This is a genomic window from Pseudoalteromonas denitrificans DSM 6059 (assembly GCF_900112265.1).
Classification (GTDB): domain Bacteria; phylum Pseudomonadota; class Gammaproteobacteria; order Enterobacterales; family Alteromonadaceae; genus Pseudoalteromonas; species Pseudoalteromonas denitrificans.
Genome location: NZ_FOLO01000020.1, coordinates 24,447 through 39,476, shown reverse-complemented (window position 1 = coordinate 39,476; position 15,030 = coordinate 24,447). Strand labels below are relative to the sequence as shown.

At 34.0% G+C, this 15,030-nt stretch carries 15 protein-coding genes; 7 read left to right on the top strand and 8 right to left on the bottom strand.

Features of this window, described 5'->3' with window-relative positions:
- Position 1: 1 nt before the first annotated feature.
- Positions 2-331 carry an SUI1 family translation initiation factor gene (locus BM088_RS13510; RefSeq protein WP_091984791.1) on the bottom strand — a complete coding sequence of 110 codons (330 nt, stop codon included), beginning with the start codon at positions 329-331 and terminating at the stop codon, positions 2-4.
- Positions 332-627: 296 nt separating this feature from the next.
- Here BM088_RS13510 and BM088_RS13505 point away from each other — a divergent pair, with 296 nt between their 5' ends.
- The 6 genes from BM088_RS13505 to yegD all read left to right on the top strand — a co-directional run bounded on the left by BM088_RS13505 (position 628) and on the right by yegD (position 7,121).
- On the top strand, positions 628-933 hold the full coding sequence (locus BM088_RS13505) for an STAS domain-containing protein (RefSeq protein WP_091984789.1): 306 nt from the start codon (positions 628-630) through the stop codon (positions 931-933).
- Positions 934-1,008: 75 nt separating this feature from the next.
- A complete protein-coding gene (locus tag BM088_RS13500; protein ID WP_091984786.1) occupies positions 1,009-2,673 on the top strand; it encodes a fused response regulator/phosphatase in 1,665 nt (554 codons plus the stop codon).
- A gap of 57 nt (positions 2,674-2,730) precedes the next feature.
- Positions 2,731-3,411, top strand: coding sequence for a GAF domain-containing protein (locus BM088_RS13495; RefSeq protein WP_425439313.1), 681 nt, complete (start codon positions 2,731-2,733; stop codon positions 3,409-3,411).
- 140 nt (positions 3,412-3,551) lie between these two features.
- Positions 3,552-4,742: an amino acid aminotransferase gene (locus tag BM088_RS13490; RefSeq protein WP_091984782.1), complete on the top strand. Its 1,191-nt coding sequence runs from the start codon at positions 3,552-3,554 to the stop codon at positions 4,740-4,742.
- Positions 4,743-4,842: 100 nt separating this feature from the next.
- Positions 4,843-5,682, top strand: a complete 840-nt coding sequence (locus BM088_RS13485) for a DNA ligase (RefSeq protein ID WP_245763826.1) — start codon at positions 4,843-4,845, stop codon at positions 5,680-5,682.
- Positions 5,683-5,756: 74 nt separating this feature from the next.
- On the top strand, positions 5,757-7,121 hold the full coding sequence (gene yegD, locus BM088_RS13480) for a molecular chaperone (RefSeq protein ID WP_091984913.1): 1,365 nt from the start codon (positions 5,757-5,759) through the stop codon (positions 7,119-7,121).
- Between the two features lie 328 nt (positions 7,122-7,449).
- Here the strand turns inward: yegD and BM088_RS13475 are convergent, their stop codons facing one another.
- The 3 genes from BM088_RS13475 to BM088_RS13465 form a co-directional block, all read right to left on the bottom strand.
- Positions 7,450-8,640, bottom strand: a complete 1,191-nt coding sequence (locus BM088_RS13475; protein WP_091984779.1) for a multidrug effflux MFS transporter — start codon at positions 8,638-8,640, stop codon at positions 7,450-7,452.
- A gap of 130 nt (positions 8,641-8,770) precedes the next feature.
- On the bottom strand, positions 8,771-9,433 hold the full coding sequence (locus BM088_RS13470) for a peptidylprolyl isomerase (RefSeq protein WP_091984776.1): 663 nt from the start codon (positions 9,431-9,433) through the stop codon (positions 8,771-8,773).
- A 51-nt stretch (positions 9,434-9,484) separates the two neighbouring features.
- Positions 9,485-9,946, bottom strand: a complete 462-nt coding sequence (locus BM088_RS13465; RefSeq protein ID WP_245763825.1) for a MarR family winged helix-turn-helix transcriptional regulator — start codon at positions 9,944-9,946, stop codon at positions 9,485-9,487.
- Between the two features lie 182 nt (positions 9,947-10,128).
- Here BM088_RS13465 and BM088_RS13460 point away from each other — a divergent pair, with 182 nt between their 5' ends.
- Complete coding sequence (locus tag BM088_RS13460) at positions 10,129-10,668, top strand: VOC family protein (protein ID WP_091984773.1); 540 nt, start codon at positions 10,129-10,131, stop codon at positions 10,666-10,668.
- Positions 10,669-10,686: 18 nt separating this feature from the next.
- On the opposite strand, the gene BM088_RS13455 is transcribed toward BM088_RS13460, so the two are convergent.
- The 4 genes from BM088_RS13455 to hppD form a co-directional block, all read right to left on the bottom strand.
- On the bottom strand, positions 10,687-11,103 hold the full coding sequence (locus BM088_RS13455; RefSeq protein WP_091984770.1) for a bactofilin family protein: 417 nt from the start codon (positions 11,101-11,103) through the stop codon (positions 10,687-10,689).
- The gene (locus BM088_RS13450) at positions 11,093-12,214 is read right to left on the bottom strand and encodes a M23 family metallopeptidase (protein ID WP_091984767.1); all 1,122 of its coding nucleotides are present in this window, start codon (positions 12,212-12,214) and stop codon (positions 11,093-11,095) included. Before BM088_RS13450 ends, BM088_RS13455 begins: the two co-directional genes overlap by 11 nt.
- Before the next feature lie 113 nt (positions 12,215-12,327).
- Positions 12,328-13,641 carry a fumarylacetoacetase gene (gene fahA / locus BM088_RS13445; protein WP_091984765.1) on the bottom strand — a complete coding sequence of 438 codons (1,314 nt, stop codon included), beginning with the start codon at positions 13,639-13,641 and terminating at the stop codon, positions 12,328-12,330.
- 148 nt (positions 13,642-13,789) lie between these two features.
- A complete protein-coding gene (gene hppD, locus BM088_RS13440) occupies positions 13,790-14,836 on the bottom strand; it encodes a 4-hydroxyphenylpyruvate dioxygenase (protein ID WP_091984763.1) in 1,047 nt (348 codons plus the stop codon).
- Between the last annotated feature and the right edge of the window lie 194 nt (positions 14,837-15,030).

Below are 15,030 nucleotides of genomic sequence, written 5' to 3'. Positions count from 1 at the left end.
ACTAACCTCCTGCTAATTTAACTTTAAAGTTTGAATTTTCTAAGATGCTTTTTAGTTTTTCTCTATCATCACCTTGAATTTCGATAACATTATCTTTCACTGCACCTCCCTGACCCATTTTGCTTTTAATTGTTTTTGCAAGCTTTTTAATATCATACTTTTCAGGGTCTATACCAATAACTAACATAACACCTTTGCCTTTACGACCCTTAGTTTGGCGCTCTATTCGAATAAAGCCATCTTTAAATAGTTTGACTTCAACAGTTTTAGCTTCTTTTTCTTGTTCAATTCGACCAAAATCTGTGGAATAAACTAAATTAGAGTCTTGCATAAATTTACCTTTGTTGAGTAGGGCCTTTGGCGTAGCTAATGAGAGTTTATGATATTTCCAGTGACAAGAAAGCGTATCTGGAAAATAAATATGATTATTTATAAATAATGATGAAAAATTGATTCTTATATTAACCTATCAAAATAGTATTGACTACTATTGCATGTTAAAAAGCTAAAAGATGATATTAATTTCAAACTTATGTTGAAAAAGCGCAGATTAACAGCTTTATTTATAGTGAGATAAAAGATATCTCATTAATAGACATATGCATTTTCTAAATTAAGGAAAATATAATGAGTTTGAATAAAAGCTTTTCATCTGACGGTGCGTTATTCACGATACAAATAAAAGGAAAGTTTGACTTTAATCTGGTGCAAGCATTTCGATCTGCGTATTCAGAGATTGGAGAAAAAACACCTAGAGTGATAGTTGATTTAAGAGAAACTGATTATATGGACAGCTCTGCTTTAGGTATGTTATTGAATATGAAGAAATCTCTTGGAGATTCAGTTTCAAGTATTCAAATAGCAAATTGTAGACCCCAAATAAAAAAGATATTGCAAATATCCCGATTTGATAAAAAATTTGATATTGATTGACTCACCGACTTTACATTGCAAGAGGATGATTAATAGATAAAATTATTGTTGTTAGCTTATTTTTTGGAGTTTTATTTGCGTATTTTAGTTGTTGATGATCAAGAGTTAAATTGTACTTTATTAAAGTTTATGTTGGAGCAAGAGTCACATCAGGTTTTTTGTGTTTCTAACGGTAAACAAGCTGTTGAACAATTAATAACGATAGATCCCGATATTGTTTTATTAGATGTTTTAATGCCTATCATGGATGGCTTTGAAGCTGCACCGCTTATTAAAAAACAAGTACATGATGTATATTTACCAATAATATTTATTACAGCCCTAGATGATAAAGCAAGTTTGATTAGGTGTTTAGAGGTTGGGGGAGATGATTTTATTAGTAAACCATTTGATAAAATTATCTTGTCAGCAAAAATAAAAGCCCATAGCCGTACTAGAGAGTTGAGTCAAAATAGTTTTGAACAAAATAAATTATTAGAACGTTACCAAAATGAAGTACAAAGAGAGCATGAAATTGTTGAGCATATCTTTAATAATGCTTTAGTTGAACACTTAAATGTGCCCGATATTATAGATTATCATTTGTCCCCAGCATCTATGTTTAATGGTGATATTTTTTTAGTTTCTCCTAGCCCTATTGGTGGCTTATATATTTTACTTGGTGATTTTACTGGTCATGGGTTAGCAGCTGCAATAGGCGCACTTCCTGTATCAAAAATATTTTATAGTATGGCTCATAAAGGGCTTACCGTGGGTGAGATAGCTTCCGAGCTAAATACTATGCTGGCTGATTTACTCCCAGGCCATATGTTTTGCGCAGCATCTATTCTTGAACTGAATAAAACTGGACGTAGTGTGAGTGCCTGGCTTGGGGGCTTACCTGATGGTTACCTCTTAGATATGCAAGGTAAAGTGAAAAAGTCACTTGAGTCGCAGCATATGGCTTTGGGCATATTAGAAACTTATGAGTTTGAAGATACCATAGTTCATTTTGAAGTTGAAAATACAGACCGTATTCTGGTTTTTACCGATGGCATTATTGAAGCTTCAGATATTAATGATAATTTTTTTGGTGAAGAACGTGTATTAGAATTAATGTCTTGTCCTGAGAAGTCAAAAATTAATGATGTCGTAAATGCTGTTAAAGAGTTTAGTGGAGATATTGCACAACAAGATGATTTAAGTCTGGCTTTAATTAATTGCAAAGAAACAGCCTTGCCTGATGAAGAACCTAGAAGCTTTTCTCAAATTCCGATGTCATTCACTGTTAAGCTAAACCACAAACAATTAAAACATAATGATCCTATTGTACAGTTTGTTGACATAATTTGCAGTATCGAGGGCGCATCTGAGCATCGATCTAATTTATTTCTATTATTGTCAGAAGCTTACAATAATGCTTTGGACCATGGCATTTTAAAGCTTGATTCTAGCATTAAAGATACAGAAGAAGGGTTTTATGAATATTATGATAATAGAGCGCAAGCGCTTGCAACACTAGAGTCGGGAGAATTACATTTTGAGGCGAGCTATTTACCTGAAACTCAAAATGTGATTTTTTCTATTGAAGATTCTGGTTCAGGGTTTTGCACTGCTCATAATCATCATGCAGATAACAAAGGGCATTCCTATGGTCGAGGTTTAGGGCTTATGGAAGAAATAGCATCAAGTATTACTTACAATGATATCGGTAATAAAATCAATATTTATTATTGTTTAAATGAAAGAGCGACAGCTTAACTTTAATTTATTTTCATGATACCCTCCTTAAATAGATATTTAGATGTATGGACGTCCATTATGTTGGGTTATTTAAACACAATACAAGTTGAATGCGATCAGCACTTAGTAAACGAACACATTAAATCATTAACTCAATATATTGCGAGTGAAGCAAAAACGAAAGAAATAGTTTGGGAGTATCAGATCCCAGAACTCGGAGAAGGCGGAAGTTGTAGCTTATTTGGTGAGCTTCAAAAGGAACCCTTTGATTTAAAGTCTATTTTATTAAAAAATCAAAAAACAATCGAGCATGAATTATTTGAGTGTATGAATGCGCTAACAAAAATTGTTACTTATGTGTCTCAGAAAACAAATCTTGATTGGTTTGGTATTTATCAAAAACGATTTGTATTATCAGAGACTGAATTAGTAAAGCTTGCCTATCATGGCGCACCTAGTCGGCCTTTATTCCCGCTAACAAGTGAATTTGCAAAACTCAGTAATAATGTTCAAGTTGCACTTACTAAAAAAGGGAGAATTATAAATGACATTCCTAAGTATCAAAGTTCGGGTGGTGAATATTATATTTGTGACCCAAAAGTTAAATCTGAAGTCTGTTTACCGATATTGACAGCATCAGGAGAAATGTTAGGAATTATTGACGCAGAGGCCTTTAAAGTTGATTTTTTTGATGAAAATACGCTTGCTTTGTTAATTGCAGCCTGTTTATTAATACCAAATTATTTACCTGCATAATTATTCCCAAAGCAACCAAAACGCATAGTTTATGTTAAGCTAGATACGAAATGATAAAATTTAACTTTTGTTATTAACATGCGTAATAAAAATTTTTAAAGTGTAACTTTTAACCCCATAAAATGAAAAGAGATGAGCAAATGTTCTCAAATTTAAAACCATTACCAACAGATCCAATTTTAGGCTTAATGGCTGCGTATCAACAGGATACTAACCCAAATAAAATCGACTTAGGTGTTGGTGTATATAAAAATGAGCAAGGCGATACACCTATTCTTGAATCAGTCAAAAAAGCTGAAGCATTTCGTTTAGAGAATGAGACCTCAAAATCATACATAGGTTTAGCGGGTGATCTTGGTTATTGTCGTAAAATGGAATCTTTGTTATTAGGCGAACATAGTGCTTTACTTGCAGATCGTGTACGTACAGCACAAACTCCAGGCGGAACAGGTGCTTTACGTGTTGCAGCTGAATTTATTGCTCGTTGTAATCCACAGGCAACTGTTTGGGTAACAACGCCAACATGGGCAAATCACATTAGTTTATTTGAAGCTGCTGGTTTACAAGTTAAAGAATACCCTTATTACGACTATGAAAATAAAGGTCTATTATTTGATGAAATGATCACAGCATTAAAGCAAGTGCCTAAAGGTGATATTGTTTTATTACATGCTTGTTGCCATAACCCAAGTGGTATGGATTTAAACCAAGAACAATGGAAGGTCGTTGCTGAACTTGCTAAAGATGTTGGTTTTACACCATTAGTGGATATTGCATACCAAGGTTTTGGTGCAAGTTTAAATGAAGATGCTGCAGGTTTACGTGTATTAGCTGATACAGTTGAAGAAATGATTATTTGTTCTTCATGCTCTAAAAACTTTGGTTTATATCGTGAGCGTATTGGTGCATGTTCAATCATTGCAAAAGACACTGCAGTTGCAAATGTTTCAAACTCTGTTTTATTAAGTGTTGTTCGTGGGATTTATTCAATGCCTCCAGCCCATGGTGCGACAATAGTGGATACTATTTTAGGTTCAGAAGAACTGACAGGTTTATGGCATCAAGAATTAGCACAAATGCGTGATCGTATTAATGGTCTTCGCTCTTTAATTGTTGATAACTTACATGCACAAGATGTTGCTCAAGATTTTTCGTTTATTAAACATCAGCATGGTATGTTCTCTTTCTTAAGTATTACAAAAGAACAAATTGAAAGATTACAAAAAGAATATGCAATTTACATTGTAGGTTCTAGTCGTGTTAATGTTGCCGGTGTTAGTAAAGCAAATATTGAATACTTTGCTAAAGCGGTTGCTGATGTAATTAAATAAGCAACTAAATTTTTTGATATAAAAGGTGACTGAGGTCACCTTTTTTGTTTTTAAAGACTATGGTTATAACTCACGCAATAATATTTGAAAGGATTCAATAATGCGAATGTTCTTAATCTTAGGTTTTTGTCTCTTTAATTATTTTTTTAGCTCACTCACTTTTTCTGCTGATAAAATACTTCATCCAGTACAACTTGCAATGAAGTATCACCAAAACATTAATATTAAAGATTATTTAGTCAGTGAAAAATATGATGGCATTCGTGCTATTTGGAATGGCAAAACATTAAAGACACGTTCTGGGAAACACATTTATGCTCCTAAATGGTTTATTGAGAAATTACCAAACATTTGGTTAGATGGAGAGCTGTGGTCACGAAGAGGGGAGTTTGAATTTATTTCCTCAACGGTAAGAAGAAATGAACCAAATGAAAATTGGCAGTATATAAAGTATATGGTGTTTGATGTACCCGATAAAAAACTGTCTTTTAGTTTAAGGTATGAAAAATATCATAAGTTGATCAATAACTTAAATTTAAACCATATTAAAGCTGTACAACAATTTAAAGTTGAGAGTAATGAAAATTTAACTGCATTATTAAAAGACTATGTTGATAAAGGAGCTGAAGGTTTGATGCTGCATCATCAAAATGCCACTTTTCAATCTGGTCGCAGTCGAAATTTAATTAAATTAAAACCTTTTATGGATGCTGAAGCGACTGTCATCGCGCTTTTACCAGGCAAGGGGAAATTTAAGGGGATGTTGGGCTCACTTTTAGTCAAAACGACATCAGGTATAGAGTTCAAAATTGGCAGTGGTTTTACTGATTTTGAAAGAAAAAACCCGCCAAAAATAGGAGATATAATTACTTTTAGTTACCATGGGTTAACTAAAAACCAAATCCCTAAGTTTGCTAGTTTTATGAGAATTAGACATTAGTTTTTAATATGAGTTGATACAAGTATATCCCTATGCTATTTTGCGCAGCCTTTTATTATTTAGGTTTAGTTAATATGTTTGCAGGGTTTGATTATGGTAGTTCAAATTGTGCTATAGGTGTTTGGCAACAAAATCAGGTTAATCTGGTTCCTTTAGAGGGAAAAAGTCATTATATTCCGTCTACTTTATATGCCTTACATCCGAGTTTAATTGTATCGCAAGTACATCAAAATATTAGTTCAGATGTGCTCAAACAAGATTATCAAAAATCACGCCAAGCATTATTAAATTCTTTACCGTTAGTGAAATCAAACTTAGATCTTAGAGATGATGAATGTAAAATTCATTTAGGTCGCGAAGCAATTGAAGAATATATAGCATGTCCTGAAGAAGGGCATTTTGTTAAATCACCTAAATCATTTTTTGGTGCGGTAGGTTTGAAGCAGCAGCAATTAGACTTTTTTGAAGATATTGCATGTGCAATGATCATGACATTAAAGCAACGTGCTGAAACGTATTTAGATGCTGAACTGAACCATACTGTAATTGGCCGACCGGTTAACTTTCAAGCAATTGGTGGTGAAAAAAGCAATCAGCAAGCACTGACTATTTTAAGTAATGCAGCTGTACGTGCAGGTTTTAAAAATGTTGATTTTTTATATGAACCTTTAGCTGCAGGTATTGATTTTGAATCAAGGTTGGAAACTGATAAAACGGTCCTAGTTGTGGATATTGGTGGTGGTACAACAGATTGCTCATTAGTTAAAATGGGCCCTTCATATCGAAATAACAATGACAGACAAAAAGACTTTTTGGCTCATACAGGTAAACGTATTGGGGGGAATGATCTTGATATAAACTTGGCATATCATGGTTTAATGCCTTTATTTGGCTCTAATACAACATTAAAGTCAGGTATTCCCATGCCAAACCAACCATTTTGGAATGCATGTAAAATTAATGACGTGATCTTGCAAAGTGAATTTTACAGCAGTAAAAATCAAAGAGCTTTGAGTGATTTTGTTTTAGAGGTCAGTGAGCCTTTAAAATTTAAAAGATTGCTGAATTTACAAAGAAATAAGCAGGGACACCAACTGGTACGCACTGCTGAGTTAGCAAAGATATCACTCTCTTCAGAGAATGAATATTTAGCAGACCTTGGTTTTGTTGAAAATGGGCTAAATCATTATATTGCGCAGGAACAATTAGCAAGTGCAATTGATTCATGTATAACCCAGGTAATTCATTTAGTAATTGATGCTATTAAACAGGGCGGTTGTCAGCCAGATGTAATTTATCTCACAGGTGGCAGTGCGCAATCACCCTTGATTAAGGCGGCATTAAAAAATGCATTAGGTGATATTCCTATGCTTAATGGGGATCATTTTGGTAGTGTAACTGCAGGCTTAACTAAATGGGCTAAACAATTATTTAGTTAATTTTTTGAACTCGACATGCCCATAACTACTTTGGGCACTTCTGATTTTGTGGGATATCTGAGAGTTTATTTATGCAAATGTAAGGGCATTATTGTTCGGTTTGTTTCAGTACAAAAATAACAAATATGCACAACCTATGTCATCATAATAATTTTTTAAACTTGAATATTCTGGCAAGGAGCTAGGGATCTCCCAAAACAACATGTGAATTTCAGCTCTATAATTTTAACTTTTACTTGCTCAACTGCACCATAGCGTTATTCAATCATTTTTCTACTTTCTACTTTCTACTTTCTACTTTCTACTTTCTACTTCATTAAAGTGGCAGTTAACTCATTTCATAATGTAAAGTTTGCTCATTATCAGTGAGTAATAATATCAGCATAGGTAATAATAAGATCATATGAAAGGCGACATACATAGGCGCATTTAGGTTAAACGTTTGTGTTATTGTCACAAATAGTCCTGCTCCACTCATTTGCATTAACCCTATAAGGGCTGAAGCTGTACCAGCCTGTTTTGAAAAAGGCTCTAATGCTTTACCTGCTGCTGAGCCTAAAGTAAGTGCTAAACCTACAGATGTCATGAATATAGGGAGCATAAAAGCCCAAGCCTGTTTAATGCTTGATAGTGCTATTAACAATCCCCCACCTAATACTAATAACATTAAGCCAATTGAAAGTGCCTTCTTAGTGCTTCGCTTTATAAAAATAGGAGCGATAAAACTGGCACATATACTAATGAGTGCATTGATAGAAAACCAATGTGTGAAGCTTTCCATTGTTAAACCTTGCTCTTTCATTAACCACGCTGGTGCAGAAGTAACAAATGCTAAAATTGCTGACATTGCTAATAAACAAATACAGGCGTTGAACATAAAACCTGAATGACCGAGCATAGGCATAAAACGCCTTAAATCTAAAATATTACCTTGGTAGTAACTATCTTGGGGTTTTGTTTCTTTAAAAGTGGATAAAAATATCACTAGACTTATTAGACCAAAGCCAGTCAAAAATAAAAAGTTCATTCTCCAACCAAATTGTATGGTCAACCAACTACCTAAAATTGGTGCCAAGGCAGGTATAAAGCACACAATACCATTTAAATAAGTGATCATTTGTGCACTTTTATTGGCATTGAAGCTATCTCTTACAATTGCAAAACAAGAAACAAAAGTTGCACTGGCGCCAATTCCTTGAAGTATTCTAGCAAATATCAACATGTCAAAATTTGTTGCTAAATAAGCAAAAAAAGAAGTTATTGTGTAGGTAATAATGCCAAATAAGGCAATGGGTTTTCTGCCATATTTGTCTGATAGAGGACCTAAAATAAGTTGGGCAATGCCTACACTCACCATAAACAAACTAATTGTTAGTTGAACATCACTATTGGATACACTCAGGCTTGTGGCTATTTCTACAAAGGCGGGTAAATATATATCAATTGCTAATGGGCAGAAAATCACAAGCAAAACTAAAATAAGAATACTTCTAAATGTACTGAACGAATTATTGGTCATAAATTTATTAATATTTAGATGAATAAAAACTAAGGGAAGGGATTATATTCGATTTGTATTAAAAATATATAAAATGGCCAATAACTTTGGCCATTTTTTACAATATTGATAAACAAATAATCATTTTTACTTATGAGGTGCTATCTTCAACACGTATTGCTGCTTTAATAATTTTAACTTCGGATTCAGTTCTACCACTACGACTTCCTAAAGCTTCAATTTTGGCCAGGCTATCATCTAAACCTTTTACGACCTCACCAAATACGGTATGACGGCCATTTAGAAATGGTGTTGCTTTAAATGTAATGAAAAATTGGCTGCCATCGGTACCAGGCCCTGCATTTGCCATGCTTAGTATACCGGCTTTACTGTGCGTTGCCTCTTTAGAGAACTCACCTTGATAACGGTACCCCGGATTCCCTTGGCCTGTTCCCAGTGGATCACCCCCTTGTGCCATAAAACCAGGGATCACACGATGAAAAATTAAATCATCATAAAAGCCTAATTGTGTTAAATAAATAGTACTTGAAACATGCATAGGCGCAACATTAGGTAGTAGTTTTATACTGATATCACCTTGGCTGGTCTGCAAATCCCAAAAATAATCTTTTCCTTTAGTGAATTCAATTATTTCGGGTTGAGTTAGTTGTGTTTTCCAACTGGTTTTTTGTGTATCTATTTTTTGTTTTTCGATAAATTTATCAGTTTGTTTTATTGCTCTGTCAGCATCAAAACAACCATTGATAGACAGAGATAAAATACTCAGAGCAATTAATTTGGATAGATTATTCATTAGGTAACTCTTTTAATTATGGTGCAATTTTATAGCAATATTATGCCGTCTTTATTTCAGCAGTAAAGCAGCTTTGTGCTGTAATTTATCAAGAAGTTGATTTAATGCTTGTTGCTCTTCCATTGATAGTGCTTTAAGTAGGTCTTTTTCTCGCGCTAAAACCCGAGGTACTAATATATGATAAATTCTTTGACCCTTATTTGTTAAAAATAACAGGGTGAATCGTTTGTCGTTTTTATCTATTGCATCATAAATTAAATCATTTGATTTCATGCGGTTTATTGCACGGCTGATTTGCATTTTTTCTAAGCTTGTTAATTGTGAAATGTGTTTTGCTGATAATCCAGTTTGTTCACCTAAAATCGCCAGAACACGCCATTCATGTCTTGATAAGTCAAACTCTCCTGTATAAACGCTGGCGATATTTTCGCTGATCATTTGTTGCAACATAGAGAATCGGTAAGGAAAAAATTGACTTAGAACCAGTGACTCAGACTTTTCAGTGTTTTGCACTTTTGAAACTCCTAGGGATTAATAAAGTTAAAATGCCTGAAAAAGAAAAAAAATCAATAGTAACAGATGTTACTATTGACACTGGTAACAAATGTTACTAAATTGAGTGCTGTTAACTATATTGCCCAAGTATAGGGTCAATGAAAGTTATTTAACGTGGTATTTAAATTTAGGAGAAGAGAATGATAGATATTAAGCAAATTCATCATGTTGCTTATCGGTGCAATGACGCTAAAGAAACAGTCGAGTTTTATAAAGAAAAACTTAACATGGAATTTTTAGTGGCAATAGCTGAAGATAAAGTTCCTTCGACTAAAGAACCAGATCCGTATATGCATTTATTTTTAGATGCTGGTGCAGGAAATATTTTAGCATTTTTTGAATTGCCAAACTCTCCAAAGATGGATCGTGATCAAAATACGCCAGAGTGGGTGCAGCATATTGCTTTTAGAGTAGAAGACGAAGCTGCTTTATTAAGTGCTAAAGAAGATTTAATACATAAGGGTGTTGATGTATTGGGGCCAACCTGCCATGGCATTATTAAATCTATTTATTTCTTTGATCCTAATGGTCACAGGTTAGAGCTTACCTGCGTTACTGGAACACTAGAGCAGATGGCTGAATTAAAACGTGTTGCACCTGCTATGATAGAAGAGTGGAGCATCACCAAGAAAGCGCCTAAGCATGCAGCTTGGTTGCATGAGAAAGAATTTTTAGAATAAAAAATTAAGCTGGGTAAATTACCCAGTTTTTTTATCAGATGATTTTTTACTTTTTATTTCAGTAACATTCATGTCTTCAGAGACCTGTTTAATTGAGGCATCAATATTTGCTCCAGTCTCTATGCTGATTGTTTTGTGACGAATATCACCTTTAACATAGGCTGTTTTTTCTAAAATAACATTGATTGCACTGATAGAGCCTGTTACTTTTCCTTTGACGGTGACTTCTTGTGCTTCTATAGCACCGTCTATCCAGCCTTTCTCTCCAACAGTTAAGCTATTTATACTAATTTCGCCTTCAATTTTTCCATCAAGTTGAATTAAACCTTGGCTTGAAACATTACCTTGTATAACAACATCTGTACCAATAATTGAAGGTGTTGCATTTTTATCGATTGGCGCAGGTTTATTATGATCTTTATTTTTAGAGAACATCTTCTAAGGCCCTTGTTATTTTTAAAGGATTAATTGTTTTATTATTAAACATGACTTCATAATGCAAATGTGTACTTGTACTGCGACCTGTACTGCCCATCAAACCAATAATGTCATTTTTATTAATGTATTGCCCTGATTTTACTTTAATTTTGTATAAGTGACCATAACGTGTCGTGAAACCATTTTGGTGGTCTATTTCAATAAAATTACCATAGCTACCATTTTTACCAGCGCGTTTTATTTTACCGCTTGCTGGTGAGAATATTTCAGTTTTTATCCAACCAGCCATATCTATACCTTTGTGCATAGCACGTCGTTTAGATAATGGGTCTTTGCGATAACCATATAGACTTGAAATATAAAAATCTTTAGCAGGCAGTGAAACGGGTATATTTTGTAATTCAGTTTCTAGTTCATTTAGCTCAATTAATTGATCGATTAAGTTTTTTTGTTTATTAGTTGCATGCATAGACAAGTCATACAGAGGACCACCTTGTGCTGATATTTTTGGTTTGTAAAGTGAACTGAGTAGTTCTCTTGAGATCCCTGTAGCATGTAGCGCACCATCTAATTCATTTTGACGTTGTTGAATTTGAATCGTTAAGCGAGTAAAGCTAGCTTTTTGTGCTGATGATAATTGAAATAGTTGCTCTTTAGTTGATTGCATTTTTTCAGAAATAGAGGCACTAGTATTTATATCTTTAAACTTTTCTTTCAGTTCATTCGATAATTTTTCATTTTGATCTTTTGCAGGCTTAATTGTTTGCGGTAAAGAGTCTAGTATGTTTTGTAAAAATGTTTGTTGTTGTTGTAACTGTGATAAGTGTTTATTTAGCTCATTTTGTTTTTCTTGATACTCGTTTGTGAGGTTCCCTAAATCACGTTTGGATTGCTGCAAATTATGATGCGTAGCAGACACTTTTTCATTTAATGAAAAGTATTTTGTACTTGAATAAACGACCCAAGTGAAAAGCATAATTATGATGCTTAAAAATACTAATTGTACTGGTCCTGTAATATTGATGTATTTTACTTCACCATGCTGACGGATCAGTAATTGGCGCTCAGGCAGGAGGTGCTTGTAAATTTTTAGTAACCAGTTAAACATTTTTATTTATTATTTTTCTTAAGCTTAATCTATTTAAGATAGCAAATTTTTCAAAAATAAAAAAGGGCACGTTTTCAATAATTAACGTGCCCTGAGAGATTTTATTTTAAATTTTATTTTGCAGGTAAAAGTGTACCTTCAACAGAACCGAAACCGATGCGAGCAAAACCAGATTTTTCACACCAACCACGCATAATCACTTTATCGCCATCTTCTAAGAATTTACGCTGCTCACCATTATTTAAAGTGATAGCTTCTTTTCCACCACGTGAAAGTTCTAGCATTGAGCCTGCTTCGATATGTTCAGGACCTGACTGTGTTCCCGAGCCAAGCATATCGCCAGGTATAAAATTACAGCCGTTTACAGTATGATGAGTCACCATTTGTGCTACAGTCCAGTAGGAATGTTTAAAGCTAGATTGCGACACTTTTGAGGCTTCAACACCCTCTTTACGCATTTTTGCTGTTTCAATTTGAACATCCATAGTGACATCAAAAGAACCTTGTTTACGGTTTTCTTCTGAATCTAAATATTCAAGTGGTTGAGGATCGTTCTCATCACGTGTCCAAGCTGTACGGTATGGAGCGAGTGCTTCAGTTGTTACAATCCAAGGTGAAACAGTTGATGCAAAGTTTTTAGCTAGGAATGGACCTAAAGGTTGATATTCCCAAGCTTGTAAGTCACGTGCAGACCAATCATTAAATACACAAAAACCAAATACATGATCTTCTGCATTTTTTATTGAAATCGCATCGCCTAGTTCATTACCTTTACCTAAATAAATACCCATTTCTAGTTCGTAATCTATACGTTTAGCTGGACCAAATGATGGTACTTCAGCATCAGGCGCTTTAGTTTGACCTTTAGGGCGATGAAATTCTTGACCAGATACATCAATTGAAGATGCACGACCATGATAACCAATTGGCACCCATTTATAGTTAGGTAATAATGGATTATCTGGTCGGAATAAACTTCCTACTGCAGTTGCGTGATAAATTGAAGTATAGAAATCAGTATAATCACCAATATGACATGGCATTGAAAATTCAATATCAGCTTGTGAAACTAAGCTCGTTTCTAAAGTTGCTTGATGCTCTGAACCTGCACGTAATGCTTTTGATAGCGCTAAACGTAAGGCTGACCAATACTCAATACCCATACCCATAAATTCATTAAGTGCAGCTGCATTTGCTGCCACAACCGCTTCTTGCGCAAGACCAGTAAAAATATTAGCGTTTGCAACTACATTTAAGTCAAGTACTTGTGAACCGATAGCAACGCCACCACGAAATTCTTCATTTGAATCTTTACGACGAAATACAGCAAAAGGTAAGTTTTGAATTGGGAAGTCTGTGCTTGCATCATTTGCACATGATACCCAAGACGTTAAATTAATATCATGTGTTTCGTTAATAAGGCTCATAAAGTTTCCTTTTCGGACTATGTCATTTTAAAAAATCTATTGTATATAGATATAGCCGATTGTAATTATTTAAAGTGTAAAAATAGAAAAAAGCAGATTAAAAATCTGCTTTAGTTCTTAGCAATTTGGAACTGTTTTAAATCTTTATTTAAAGTACACCACGTTTTCTTTGGTCTCTTTCAATTGATTCAAATAATGCTTGGAAATTACCTTCACCGAAACCACCATCGTCAACACGTTGGATCATTTCAATGAAGATTGGACCAAATAAATTTTTAGAGAAAATCTGAAGTAAATAACAATCATCACCTTGGCTATCTACTAAGATTTGGTGTTTTTTGATTTTTTCTTTATCTTCTTTAACCCATGGAACACGATCAAAAATTGTATCGTAGTATTCAGGAATGATATCTAATGTGGCAATAGTAGATTGGTCTAGTTTATCCAGTGAACTTACAAGATCGTTAGTTAAAAAGGCAATATGTTGTACACCAGGGCCATCGTATTTTTCTAAGTACTCATCAATTTGGTTATTCTTATCGCCTTTACCTTCGTTAATAGGAATACAGAAAGTTTCACAAGGAGACTTAAGTGCGTATGAAATAAGTGCTGTTTCAACACCTTTAATATCAAAATAGCGAACTTCAGTAAAACCAAATATATCTTTATAGAAGTTAGCCCATGTCTCCATAGTACCTTGATAAACATTGTTCGTTAAATGATCTATTCTTAAGAACCCTTTATCTTCAACAACATTTTGTTCTGCCAAATCTTCAAAGTCATTAACGTAGATAGACCCTTTATTACCAAAAATATCAATGAAATAAATTAAGCTATCACCTATACCGAAAATAGCAGGGTAAGGTAAATCTTTATGCGTTGAATCAGTTGCAGGTTTTGCACCACGTTTAACTGCTTCTTCAAATGCAGCGTCAGCATCAGCTACACGCCAGCCCATAGAACAAATCGCAGGACCATGGCTTTTAGCAAATTCTGCAGAAAAACCTTCACGGCTATTATTTAGTAAAAAGTGGATATCATTTTGATTGAAATAAACAATGTCTTTACCTTTAAAAGTCTTTAATTTTGAAAAACCAAAGTCAGTAAACACTTGTTCCATGTAATCAGCATCTGGTGTTGCATACTCTGTAAATTCGATGCCCATTAAACCTAATGGATTAGTTGATTCGCTCATTTTAAATGCTCCTACAAATCTATCTAAAAATTCGTATTTAATATAGTTAGTATCACTTGTTACGAATAATTAACTATTATTATGATAAGTAAAAGACCTGACACTAAATTAGTAAAGGGGTGAGTTTGTACAGTTTAATGAACAAAGTTTAATGACTGGGTTTATGTGTGAATATAGAGTTCAATAAACTGCTC